The organism is Nocardiopsis lucentensis DSM 44048, from assembly GCF_000341125.1.
Taxonomy (GTDB): Bacteria; Actinomycetota; Actinomycetes; order Streptosporangiales; family Streptosporangiaceae; genus Nocardiopsis; species Nocardiopsis lucentensis.
Genome location: NZ_ANBC01000518.1, coordinates 1459 through 13353, shown reverse-complemented (window position 1 = coordinate 13353; position 11895 = coordinate 1459). Strand labels below are relative to the sequence as shown.

General features: G+C 71.0%; 10 protein-coding genes and 1 pseudogene (1 of these 11 only partly in view). All 11 read left to right on the top strand.

Going from position 1 to position 11895, the window contains the following annotated elements; translation table 11 throughout:
* A pseudogene (locus D471_RS38510) lies at nucleotides 1-168 on the top strand (shikimate dehydrogenase); the annotation flags it as partial.
* 371 nt (nucleotides 169-539) lie between these two features.
* Nucleotides 540-1124 carry a translation initiation factor IF-3 gene (gene infC, locus D471_RS0118330; protein ID WP_083924251.1) on the top strand — a complete coding sequence of 195 codons (585 nt, stop codon included), beginning with the start codon at nucleotides 540-542 and terminating at the stop codon, nucleotides 1122-1124.
* 188 nt (nucleotides 1125-1312) lie between these two features.
* The gene (gene rpmI / locus D471_RS0118325; RefSeq protein ID WP_017599963.1) at nucleotides 1313-1507 is read left to right on the top strand and encodes a 50S ribosomal protein L35; all 195 of its coding nucleotides are present in this window, start codon (nucleotides 1313-1315) and stop codon (nucleotides 1505-1507) included.
* A 158-nt stretch (nucleotides 1508-1665) separates the two neighbouring features.
* Nucleotides 1666-2037 (top strand): 50S ribosomal protein L20, encoded by a 372-nt coding sequence (rplT, locus tag D471_RS0118320; RefSeq protein ID WP_017599962.1) that lies wholly within the window; start codon nucleotides 1666-1668, stop codon nucleotides 2035-2037.
* Nucleotides 2038-2057: 20 nt separating this feature from the next.
* Entirely contained in the window at nucleotides 2058-2915 is an 858-nt protein-coding gene (locus tag D471_RS0118315) for a TrmH family RNA methyltransferase (protein WP_017599961.1), read from the top strand.
* Between the two features lie 495 nt (nucleotides 2916-3410).
* Entirely contained in the window at nucleotides 3411-4652 is a 1242-nt protein-coding gene (locus D471_RS0118310) for a sensor histidine kinase (protein WP_026127850.1), read from the top strand.
* A gap of 179 nt (nucleotides 4653-4831) precedes the next feature.
* The gene (pheS, locus tag D471_RS0118305; RefSeq protein ID WP_017599959.1) at nucleotides 4832-5950 is read left to right on the top strand and encodes a phenylalanine--tRNA ligase subunit alpha; all 1119 of its coding nucleotides are present in this window, start codon (nucleotides 4832-4834) and stop codon (nucleotides 5948-5950) included.
* Nucleotides 5950-8439 (top strand): phenylalanine--tRNA ligase subunit beta, encoded by a 2490-nt coding sequence (gene pheT / locus D471_RS0118300; RefSeq protein WP_017599958.1) that lies wholly within the window; start codon nucleotides 5950-5952, stop codon nucleotides 8437-8439. The genes pheS and pheT overlap by 1 nt, the downstream gene beginning before the upstream one ends.
* 541 nt (nucleotides 8440-8980) lie before the next feature.
* On the top strand, nucleotides 8981-10207 hold the full coding sequence (locus D471_RS0118295; RefSeq protein ID WP_026127849.1) for an aminotransferase family protein: 1227 nt from the start codon (nucleotides 8981-8983) through the stop codon (nucleotides 10205-10207).
* A 251-nt stretch (nucleotides 10208-10458) separates the two neighbouring features.
* Nucleotides 10459-10950: a MarR family winged helix-turn-helix transcriptional regulator gene (locus tag D471_RS0118290; RefSeq protein ID WP_040690199.1), complete on the top strand. Its 492-nt coding sequence runs from the start codon at nucleotides 10459-10461 to the stop codon at nucleotides 10948-10950.
* A gap of 169 nt (nucleotides 10951-11119) precedes the next feature.
* Nucleotides 11120-11895 carry the 5' portion of an NAD(P)/FAD-dependent oxidoreductase gene (locus D471_RS0118285; RefSeq protein ID WP_026127848.1) on the top strand. 640 nt of this gene lie beyond the right edge of the window, so 776 of the gene's 1416 nt are visible here — the first part of the coding sequence; its start codon is at nucleotides 11120-11122; its stop codon lies off the right edge, out of view.

Sequence of the window (11895 nt, the reverse complement as noted above, 5' to 3'; positions counted from 1 at the left end):
GCGGTGGCCGAGCGCGGCGGTCGTGTGGTCGGCGGGTTCCCGATGCTCCTGCACCAGGCGGTCGCCCAGGTCCGGTTGATGACCGGGATCGCCGACGTTCCGGTCGCGGCCATGCGCGCGGCGGGTGAGGCGGAACTGGACCGCCGCGCGGGCGCCGACACCACGTGACCGAGCACCCCGGGTGTGGTGCTAGAGTGGTGCGGTATCGACTTGGTCCGGTGTGCGCGCACACCGGAACCGCAAGCGGAGAATGATCCTCCCACCTGCCGGGCTCGGCCCGTGTGGGTTCCGGTCCGATGAACGGGCAGCCGTGTCGTGCTGGCCAGTGGTCCCTCAGGGGATCCGGCGCACACGCGTGTCCGCCGTCGGGAACATCGGTCGGATCGCCCCGCTTGCACATGCTGGCGGGGTTTTCGCTTTTCGGGGACCCCGACGCGGCCGGGAGGCCCGACGGGTTCGGGAGCCCCGGTCGAACAGGCCGTCCTCCTCCCGGCGGACGGCCGGTCCCAGGTAATCCGAGAAAGCTAGGGAGGGGTCTCATCAGCGCCGAGCCCCGCATCAATGACCGCATCCGGGTGCCCGAGGTCCGTCTTGTCGGACCCAACGGTGAGCAGGTCGGCATCGTCTCCGTGCAGGACGCGCTGCGTCTGGCGCAGGAGTCCGACCTCGATCTCGTCGAGGTCGCGCCGACCGCCCGCCCGCCGGTCGCCAAGCTGATGGACTACGGCAAGTTCAAGTACGAGTCCGCGGTGAAGGCGCGCGAGTCGCGCAAGAACCAGTCGAACACGATCATCAAGGAGATCAAGCTCCGCCCGAAGATCGATCCGCACGACTACGAGACCAAGAAGGGTCACGTCGTCCGGTTCCTCAAGAGCGGGGACAAGGTCAAGGTGACGATCATGTTCCGCGGGCGCGAGCAGTCCCGGCCCGAACTCGGCCGTCGACTGCTGGCGCGGCTGGCCGAGGACGTCCAGGATCTTGGCACGGTCGAGTCCCAGCCCAAGCAGGACGGCCGCAACATGGTCATGGTGATCGGCCCGCACAAGCGGCGGTCCGAGCACAAGGCCGAGGCCCGTGCAGCGGCGGGGGACAGGACCCGCCGCCAGCAGCGCGAACAGGCGTAGCGGCGTCAGGGGAAGTCCCCCACCGCCCGGTCGCCGTGTGAACGGAAGCCGGGTGGTGGGGTGGGCTGTGCGCGAACGGCCCGGACGCGTCGGTCGGACGCGCGCTGGGAGCCCGCCATAGCAGCGGAAGAACCGCGTCACCAGCCCACCGCTGGTGGCGCGCCGACGGAGTAGGAGACGACGGCGACATGCCGAAGAACAAGTCCCACAGTGGAGCCAAGGACCGCTTCAAGGTCACCGGTTCCGGCAAGATCATGCGCCGCCGTGCCAACAAGAACCACATCCTTGAGCACAAGACCTCCAAGCGCAAGCGCAAGCTGAGCAACGAGGCCGTGCTTGCCCCCGCCGACACCAAGAGCATCAAGAAGCTCCTCGGCAAGTAGGCCGAACCCTTCTCCTCCCGTTCGGGAGTGCCCACGCGCCCGGCGCGGTGACGGCACCCGGAGGAGAGCAACCTGAAGCGATCACGGTCGCCGGGCTCGTCTGAGCCGGGCCGCCTCCGTGCGCCGTGCGCGCCGGAAGAGACAACGAGGGAGTCACAGTGGCACGCGTGAAGCGGGCTCTCAACGCCAAGAAGAAGCGCAAGGTCATCCTCGACCGCGCCAGTGGTTACCGCGGTCAGCGCTCGCGCCTGTACCGCAAGGCCAAGGAGCAGATGCTCCACTCGATGACCTACTCCTACCGGGACCGCAAGGACCGGAAGGGGCAGTTCCGTCGTCTGTGGATCCAGCGCATCAACGCCGCCTCCCGCGCCAACGGCCTCACCTACAACCGCCTCATGCAGGGCCTGAAGCTGGCCGGCATCGAGGTCGACCGTCGCATGCTGGCCGAGCTGGCCGTCAACGACGAGGCCGCGTTCGCCGCCCTGGTGGAGAAGGCCAAGCAGGCCCTCCCCGCCTCTGCCGCGGCCTGACGCCCTCGGGAGACGACGCGATGGCGAGCCACGAGTTCACGAGTATCCGTTCACCCAGGATCAAGGGGGTTCGGCGGCTCGCCAAGCGCACCTTCCGCCAACGCGAGCGGCGCTTCCTGGCGGAGGGGCCACAGGCGGTCCGGGAGGCCCTGGCCGCCGCGGCCGATGAGAGCCGGTCCCCGGAGGGGGCCGGTGCCGGGGTGGTCGAGGTCTTCGCCACGGCGGAGGCCATGCAGCGCCACCTCACGCTGGTGGACACCGCCCGTGAGGCCGGGGTCCCCACCCACCGGGTCAGTCTCGACGTGATGTCGGAGCTGGCCCAGACCGTGACCCCCCAGGGGATCATCGCGGTCTGCGAGTTCGTCGACGTGCCCCTCGACCGGGTCGGCGACGTCCGTCTGGCGGTCGTGCTCTCCCACGTGCGCGACCCCGGCAACGCGGGCACCGTCCTGCGGACCGCCGACGCGGCGGGGGCCGACGTCGTGATCTTCACCGACGCCTCCGTCGACCCCTACAACGGCAAGTGCGTGCGCGCATCCGCCGGGAGCCTGTTCCATCTGCCGGTGGTTGTCGGCGTCCCCGTCGCCCGGGCCGTGGACTTCCTGCGCGAACGCGGGGCCGTGGTGTGGGCCGCCGACGGCGGCGGCCCCCGCGACCTGCACGAGGTCGCTGACGGCGGTGACCTCGACGGCCCTGTCGGATGGGTCTTCGGCAACGAGGCCTGGGGGTTGCCCGAGGAGACGGTGCGCCTCACCGACGGAGCGGTCAGCGTTCCGATCTACGGCGGGGCCGAAAGCCTGAATCTGGCCACGGCCGCGGCGGTCTGCCTCTACACCACCGCCCGTCAGCAGCGGCGATCCCCGAGCGTGGACGCCTGACCCGGTCCCGCCCCACCGGAGAGGGCGCGCCCTCACTCTCCGTGGCACCCGGCGTCCGAGCGGGCCGGGCACAACCTGCCGCTGGTCGTGCGTTCGACCTCAAACGCACATCCTCAGGCGGCCGGTACCGATAAGGTCGTTCTCGGGCCACGGAGGACCATGCGGATTCCGCGTAGGCGGTCGCGCGCCCACCCGCCTCACGGGTCGGGGCTGGGGTGGACCGTCGTCGCCGGGCAGGCTTGACGACACGGTGTGAGCACGCGCCGCGCCGTGTGGACGGAGGATCCCCGTCCACGGAGGGCGGGCGCTCGGGGAGTGCTTGTACGCTCGTCTACCGCTGGACGTCCCGATCCCGGTCCACAAGGCGTACCAGGTCGGAGTGCAGGGTAGACAACCTGCGGTGGTGCCCGCGGACGTGGGGCGGACGCCACCGGTCAGCGGTTCTCGGCCCGGCGCACGTGCGGTCGTGGATCTTCAAGGGGAGCGGGGAGAGGCGTGGGCAGCGGCCGGCAGGCGGGTCACCCGGCGGAGGACTCAGACGGTGGGACCGGGCACGCCATGGGAGACCCCGTTCGGGGGGCCGAACCAGCTACCGACATTCCCTCTGAACCGGAGAATACGCGCGATTCGGGCGTTCGTTTCACAACCGTCACGGAAGCAGGCGACACCGCCCTCTGGGACGTCGACGGCGCCTCCGGAGGACCTGGTGGCGCCCCCCTGCACGCCGACGACCTCCCCGACGGGGTGGTGGTCGCCGACGCGGGCGGCCGTGTCGTCCTGTTCAACGCCCAAGCCTCCCATCTGACCGGCATCCCGGCTCGCTCCGCCCTCGGCCGCGACTTCCGGGAGGCCCTCGCCCTCGTCGGCCCCGACGGCCACGACTGGTGGGAGGCCAGCGACCCCTACGGCGGTGATCGCGACCGCGTCCGACAGGCCGAACGCGCCCTCTACCTCCCCGACGACCGTGAGATCCTCGTGGCCGCCCGCTACGTGCGCGCCCGGCCCGGCGGTGACCTGGTCCGCCTGGTCATCACGCTCAGGGACGCCGCCACCAGCGCCGACCGCAGCCGCGCCGACCTCGTCTCGGAGGTCGCCCACGAACTGCGCTCCCCCCTGACCAGCGTCAAGGGGTTCACCTCCACCCTGCTGACCAAGTGGGAACGGCTCACCGACAAGCAGAAGCTGTTCATGCTGGAGACGGTCAACGCCGACGCCGACCGCGTCACCCGCCTCATCCACGACCTTCTCGACGTTTCCCGGATCGAGTCCGGCCGTCTGGAGGTACGCCGCCAGGTCGTCGACCTTCCCGACGCCGTGCGCCGTGTCGTCGCCGGACGCGTGGCCGCCGGGGAGCCGGAGGAGCGCTTCCGCGTCGAGACCCGGGGCGAACTCCCGCAGATGTGGCTCGACTCCGACAAGATCGGCCAGATCCTGTCGAACCTGGTGGAAAACGGGGTGCGGCACGGCGCTGGTACTGTCAGTATCGTGATCGAGCCGTGCGAGGGAGGAACAGCGGTGTCGGTGCGCGACGAGGGCCAGGGCATCGCGCCCGAGACCATTCCGCGCGTCTTCCGTCAGTTCTGGCGCAGCAAGCACCGGAGCGGGACCGGCCTCGGGCTGTTCATCGTCAAGGGTCTCGTCGAGGCCCACGGCGGCACGATCACCGTCGGGCGCGCCCCCAGCGGCGGCGCCGAGTTCCGATTTACCATGCCCGCCGGGACCCCCGAGTTCGTCTGAGACCTCAGACCTTCGGCCCCGGTGGGCGTCTCAGCGTGCCCGGGCCGCGGCGGTGGACCCGTCACCCGGGCCGCCCGCAACCCGCCTGTGCTTGTCCTGTCGGCTTCGTCCGCCCCCGGGGGGCGGACCGTGACTGCCGCCCACCCCCGTCGCGGGGCCCGGCGGCGAGGCAACCAACCATGTCTGCACCGAACAATTCCTTCGACCCCGTCGAGGTGACCCCCCTGCACCCCGACGAGGTCGCCCGTATGCGTGAGGAGGCTCTGGCCGCCATCGAGGCCGCCGGAGACCTCGCCGAACTCAAGGAGGTCCGGCTCGCGCACGCCTCCGACCGCTCGCCGCTGGCGCTCGCCAACCGGGAGATCGGCGCGCTGCCCCCGGCCGCCAAGGCCGACGCGGGCAAGCGCGTCGGCGGCGCCCGCCGCGACGTGGGCCAGGCACTCAAGGCCCGCCAGGCGGTCCTCGAGGCCGAGCGCGACGAGCGTGTCCTCGTCGAGGAGCGGGTCGACGTCACCCTGCCCTGGGACCGCGCGCCGCGCGGGGCCCGACACCCGCTGACCACCGTCGCCGAGCGGATGGCCGACATCTTCGTCGGCATGGGCTTCGAGGTCGCCGAGGGGCCGGAGATCGAGGCGGAGTGGTTCAACTTCGACGCCCTCAACTTCCTGCCCGACCACCCGGCCCGCACCATGCAGGACACGTTCTTCGTCGAGAGCCCCGACGGGGGCGAGACCGGCCTGGTCATGCGCACCCACACCTCCCCGGTCCAGGTGCGTGCCCTGCTCTCGCGCGAGCTGCCCGTCTACGTGGTCGCGCCCGGCAAGACCTTCCGCACCGACGAGCTCGACGCCACGCACAGTCCCGTCTTCCACCAGCTGGAGGGCCTGGTCGTGGACAGGGGCATCACCCTGGCACACCTGCGCGGCGCCATCGACGCCTTCGTGCACGGCATGTTCGGCGAGGGCCTGCGGACCCGGTTCCGCGCCTCCTACTTCCCCTTCACCGAGCCGTCCGCCGAGGTGGACATGGAGTGCTTCGCGTGCCGCGGCGCGTCCGTGGGCGACCCGGAGGCGCCGTGCCGCACCTGCTCCAGCGAGGGGTGGATCGAGATCGGCGGCTGCGGCGTGGTCAATCCGCGCGTGCTCACCGCCGCCGGGGTGGACCCCGAGGTCTACAGCGGCTGGGCCTTCGGCCTGGGAATCGAACGGACACTGATGTTCGCGCACGGGGTGCGCGACATGCACGACATGGTCGAGGGCGACGTCCGCTTCACCTCGGCGTTCGGGAGTGAGAACTGATGCGCGTCCCCATGACCTGGCTGCGGGAGTACGTCGACCTGCCGTCCGACGTCACCGCCCGCGACCTCGCCGCCAAGCTGACCCTGGCCGGGCTGGAGGTCGAGACCGTCGACGAGCTCGGCTCCGACATCAGCGGCCCGATCGTCGTCGGCCGCGTGCTGGAGATCGAGGAGCTCGCCGGCTTCAAGAAGCCCATCCGGTTCTGCCGGGTGGACGTCGGGCCGGCCAACGGCACCGGAGAGCCGCAGGAGATCGTCTGCGGCGCCCGCAACTTCGTCGAGGGCGACCTCGTCGTCGTGTCGCTGCCCGGCGCGGTACTGCCCGGAGGGTTCAGCATCGGCGCCCGCAAGACCTACGGCCGCATGTCGGCGGGCATGATCTGCTCCACCCCCGAGCTGGGGCTGTGGGAGGACCCGGACGGCATCATCGTCCTGCCCGAGGGCTTCGGCGAGCCCGGCGCGGACGCCATCGGTCCGCTCGGCCTGCGCGAGGACGTCCTCGACATCGCCGTCACCCCGGACCGCGGCTACGCCCTGTCCATGCGCGGCGTGGCTCGCGATGCCGCCGCCCTGTACGGGGTGGACTTCCGCGACCCCGCCGCCGTCGACGTCGCCGTGCCCACCGGTGAGGGCCACCCGGCCGAGGTCGACCCGAAGGTGTGCGACAGCTACGTCCTGCGCGGCGCCACCGGTTTCGACCCCCAGGCGCCCACTCCGATGTGGATGCGCCGCCGCCTGCACCAGAGCGGTGTGCGTCCGATCTCCCTGGCGGTCGACGTCACCAACTACGTGATGCTCGAACTCGGACAGCCGCTGCACGCCTGGGATCGCGGTCGCCTCAAGGGCGCCCTGAGCGTGCGTCCCGCCGCGCAGGGGGAGAAGCTGGAGACCCTGGACCACGTCCAGCGGGCCCTGGACTCCGACGACATCGTCATCGCCGATCCGACCGGTCCGGTCAACATCGCGGGCGTCATGGGCGGGCTGTCCACGGAGATCTCCCTGACCACCACCGAGGTGCTCGTGGAGGCCGCGCACTTCGAGGCGATGCACATCGCGCGGACCTCGCGCCGCCACCAGCTGTCCTCGGAGTCCTCCCGCCGCTTCGAACGCGGTATCGACTCCGCCGTCCAGCTGGCCGCCGCCACCCGTGCGGTCGGGCTCCTCGCCGAGCTGGGCGGTGCCACCGTCGAGAACGCCTACACCCACGTCGACCAGACCACGCCCCGCGAGCCGATCCGCGTCGACGCCGCCCACGCGGGCGCCGTCGCCGGGGTCGACTACCCCGAGGGCACCACGGAGAAGTGGTTGCGCCTCCTGGGCTGCTCCATCGAGGCCGACGGCGGCACCCTGGCGGTCACCCCGCCCACCTGGCGGCCCGACCTGACCGACCCCAACGACCTGGCCGAGGAGGTCATCCGGCTCGAGGGCTACGAGAACATCCCCTCGGTTCCGCCGCGAGCCCCCTCCGGGCGCGGGCTGACCGCCGGCCAGCGACTGCGCCGCGCGGTCGGGCGGACCCTGGCCGCCACCGGGTACAACGAGGTGCTCAGCTACCCCTTCGTGGGTGAACGTGACCTCGACGGGCTCCAGCTGGAGGCCGATGACGCCCGCAGGGTGGGCCTGCGCCTGGCCAACCCCCTCAACGACGAGGAGCCGCTACTGCGCACCACGCTGCTGCCGGGCCTGTTCAAGGCCCTGGCGCGCAACGTGGGCCGCGGCTTCCCCGACGTCGCGCTCTTCGAAATGGGCCTGGTGTACCGCCCCAAGCCCGGATCGACCCGCGCGCCGCTGCTGCCGGTGGACCGGGGGCCCAGCGCCGAGGAGCTCCGCCAGATCGACGCCGCCCTGCCCGACCAACCGCGCCGGGTCGGTGCGGTCCTGGCGGGCGACGCCGAGCGTGCGGGGTGGTGGGGACGGGGCCGCCCGGCCTCCTGGGCCGACGCGATCCAGGCGGCGCGGGACGTCGCCCGGGTCGCCGGAGTCGAGCTGGAGGTCGAGGCCGACCAGCACGCCCCCTGGCACCCCGGCCGCTGCGCGGCGCTCTACACGCGGGTGGACGGTGAGCGCGTGCTCGTCGGCCACGCCGGTGAGCTGCACCCGCGCACGGTCAAGGCGTTCTCCCTGCCCGAGCGCAGCGCGGCCGTCGAGGTCGACCTTGACCGCATCGAGCGGGCCCGCACCGAGACCGTCGCTCCCGAGGTGTCCACCTACCCGGTGGCCACCCAGGACGTCGCCCTCATCGTGGACGAGGCGGTCCCGGCCGGAACGGTCGGCGATGCCCTGGCCGAGGGCGCGGGTCACCTGCTGGAGAGCGTCCGCCTGTTCGACGTCTACACGGGTGAGCAGGTCGGGGAGGGGCGTAAGTCGATCGCCTTCACCCTGCGGTTCCGAGCCGACGACCGCACGCTGACCGCCGAGGAGACCACCGCCGCGCGTGACGCCGCCGTGGCGACGGCGGCCGAGCGCACGGGAGCGACTCCGCGCGCGTAGGCGGTGTTTTCTTCGGGCCTTCGCCGCGCTTCGGACCGTGTTCGGGCGCCACCCCTGGGGCGATCGCCCCAGAAGACAGGCCGCGGGCCCGGAGAGGTACGGCGGGGCGGGTTCTCCCGGAAGGGGGCGACCGGCCCCGCCGTCGTCGTGTCGGGTGGATGCCGCACACGTGAACCGGGACACCCGGTGCGTGGCGAAACCGTCGGTTCCCGCGGGTCGGATCTGAACTGATTTTCGCCCCGTTTTTCCTGCGTAGAAGGGGTTTTGGTGCTGGTTGCCGAGGGTAGCCCGCATGAAGTTTGGGTTTCGGGGCATGAAGGATCGTTTTGGCTCTTGCTCACTGGTGGGTGGAGAACTTAGCCTGCAAGCACCTGACACACTCTGGGCGCCCAAGTGTGGGTCGGTTCAACCTGAGTTTTCCGCTGCGCTCATGCGCATGACTCGGCTCGGAGGTCGCCATATGACCGAAACGGTTGTCTCGTCCGCGCTCGTCCCGAAGGAACACAGGGGGCCCAGTCGCCTCTGGCACACCTTCTGCGACATGAACACCGTGGCCACCGGCCCGGAGTTCGTCGTGGAGCGCGCCGAGGGTGTGTGGCTCTGGGACACGTCCGGCGACCGGTATCTGGACGGGACGTCCAGCCTCTGGTACAGCAACGTCGGGCACGGCCGCACCGAGATCGCGGACGCGGTCCACCGGCAGATCAGCACCCTGGAGGCCTACACCGTCTACGGGGACTTCACCAACCGGCCCGCCTGGGAGCTGAGCGAACGGTTGGCCGCGCACGCGCCGGTCGACGACCCGAAGGTCATCTTGACCTGCGGGGGAGGCGAGTCGATCGACACCGCCGCCAAGCTGGCCCGTCGTTACTGGGGGGTCCTCGGGCAACCGCAGCGCACCCACCTCATCAGCCGCACCGGTGGCTACCACGGACTGCACGGCTTCGGGACCAGCATCATCGGCATGGAGCGCTTCCGCACCGGCTACGGTCCGCTCGTCGAGGACACCTCCGTGGTCCCGTACGACTCCGCGGACGCTCTGGAGGCGGAGATCCTGCGCGTGGGGCCGGAGCGGGTGGCGGCCTTCTTCGCCGAACCGGTCATCGGGGCCGGCGGCGTGTTCGCGCCGCCGGAGGGCTACTTCGCCGAGGTGGCGAGTGTCTGTCGCAGGTACGGAGTACTGTTCGTCGTCGACAGCGTCATCTGCGGCTTCGGCCGGATGGGTAACTGGTTCGGCATCGAGCGCTTCGGTGTCAGCCCGGACATGATCGTGTTCGCCAAGGGTGTCTCCAGCGGGTACCTGCCCCTCGGCGGGGTGGTGGTCAGCGGGCGGGTGGCCGATCCGTTCTGGAACGAACCGGGTCACCCGTTCATGCACGGCACCACCTACGCCGGGCACCCCGCGTGCTGTGCCGCGGCCATGGCCAACCTGGACATCCTGGAGCGCGAGGACCTGTTCACGGTGTCGCTGGAGGTCGAGCGCCACCTCGACAGCGCGCTGCGCACCCTGAGCGGCCACCCGCTGGTGGCCGAGGTCCGGTCGGGCGTGGGTGTCATGGGCGCCGTGGAACTCACCGAGGAGGCGCTCACCGAACGGGGGATCACCACGGCGGAGGTGTTCGCCGAGGCGCGCTCCCGCGGGGTCATCCTGCGGCCGGTACCCCGGGCGCTGCTCGTCTCGCCGCCCCTCGTCATCACGTGGGAGCAGATCGACCACATGGTCTCCACTCTCACGGCCGCCCTGGACGCGGTGGCCGCGAGGCACTGAGGGATCGTGTCCCTGCCGTGCCCCGAAGACGGCAGGGACACGATCAAGGACGAACCCCGCACCGGCCCCTCCTCTCCACCCTCTCCGCCGCCTCTGGAATATCCGATCCGATGCGTATCGTCACGCTTCGGGTGCGGCGCCGGGAACGTGCTGGCCTCTATCTCCACCATCGAGTAATATTTTCTGGGAAGATATTTCTTGAGGGTGGGAAGCGTCGGAGCCCACCCGCGGACGACGGGGGAGCGCGGGACATGACGGCACGGACGGCAGACGGCTCAGCGGGTGTGGGCTCCGGGGTGCCCAGCGACGATGACCTCATCACCGCCTGGGGGCTGCTCCACGAGGCGATGAACGCGCTCCAGCCCAAACTGCTCGGCGGGGTGACACCGGACGGCAGGGACATGGCGGGCCCCTGGTTCGAGGTGCTCATCCGCCTCCAGCGGACCCCCGGCCACCGGCTGCCCATGAGTCGCCTCGCACGTGAGGTCAGCCTGAGCACGGGCGGTTTCACCAAGCTCGCCGATCGATTGGAGCGCGAGGGCTACCTGGAGCGGGCGGCCTGTGACTCCGACCGCCGGGTCGTGTACGCGACCCTCACCGACGCCGGACTGGCCTTCATCGACCAGGTGCGCGTCAAGCACGTTGAACGGCTCCGCGAGCACGTCCTGGACCCGCTCGGCGCTGACGGAGTTCGACAACTGGCCTCGCTGGCGCGTACTCTCCGTGACAGTGCGTGCCGTTGACGGGATCCTCGGCTCGGACGCTGTGTAGTCGTTTTCCTCCGACCTCCCCACGCCGATCCGCCCGAACGTGTCGAAAACATCCCACGCGCCTTCGTTCCCGTGTAGGTTGGCGGGAGTTCTGGGGTCCCACGCGGGGTGGGCCGTGGGCGATGAGGTTCCGGGGGGAATGATGAGACTTTTCACCACAGCCGCGCAGATGAGGCCGATTCCCCGATCCTCGCGCTTTTGCAACGGCGCCGTCTCGTTCTGGTTCCGCGAGTCCGGGCTGCCCGAGCGCAGGGCGGCCCTGCCCGGCGACGCGGACTACGACGTCTGCGTCGTCGGCGCAGGTTACACGGGGTTGTGGACCGCCTACTACCTCAAGAAGGCCCAGCCGGACCTGCGGGTCGCGATCGTCGAGCGCGAGTTCGCCGGATTCGGAGCCTCCGGGCGCAACGGAGGGTGGCTGTCGGCTGAGTTCGCCGGCTCCCGTGAACGTTACGCGCAGTCACACGGCAAGGCCGCCATGATCGCCCTGCAGCGCGCGATGATGGCGACGGTCGACGAGGTCGCCTCCGTGGCCGAGGCCGAGGGGATCGAGGCCGACATCGTCAAGGGCGGCATGCGCCTGGTCGCCACCAACGCCGCCCAGCGCGACCGCCTGGTCGAGGAGATCGACTACCTCCAGGAGTGGGGCTACTGGCCCGACGACATCCACGTGCTGGAGCCCGAGCACGAGCCCCGGCTGGCCGTCCACGGCGCCGTGGCCTCCGCCTACTCCCCGCACGCGGCCCGCGTCCAGCCCGCCAAACTCGTCACGGGCCTGGCCCGTGTGGTCGAGTCCCTGGGCGTGGACATCTTCGAGGGCACCTCCGTGGAGGAGATCCGCCCGCGCCGGGACACCGGTCGCCCCGCCGCCGTCACCGACCACGGCACCGTGTACGCCGACCACGTCATCCGCGGCAC

Coding starts and splice junctions, on each gene's coding strand:
- rpmI (WP_017599963.1), top strand. CDS start 1,313: ATGCCGAAGAACAAGTCCCACAGTGGAGCCAAGGACCGCTTCAAGGTC.
- D471_RS0118315 (WP_017599961.1), top strand. CDS start 2,058: ATGGCGAGCCACGAGTTCACGAGTATCCGTTCACCCAGGATCAAGGGG.
- pheS (WP_017599959.1), top strand. CDS start 4,832: ATGTCTGCACCGAACAATTCCTTCGACCCCGTCGAGGTGACCCCCCTG.
- pheT (WP_017599958.1), top strand. CDS start 5,950: ATGCGCGTCCCCATGACCTGGCTGCGGGAGTACGTCGACCTGCCGTCC.
- D471_RS0118295 (WP_026127849.1), top strand. CDS start 8,981: ATGAACACCGTGGCCACCGGCCCGGAGTTCGTCGTGGAGCGCGCCGAG.
- D471_RS0118290 (WP_040690199.1), top strand. CDS start 10,459: ATGACGGCACGGACGGCAGACGGCTCAGCGGGTGTGGGCTCCGGGGTG.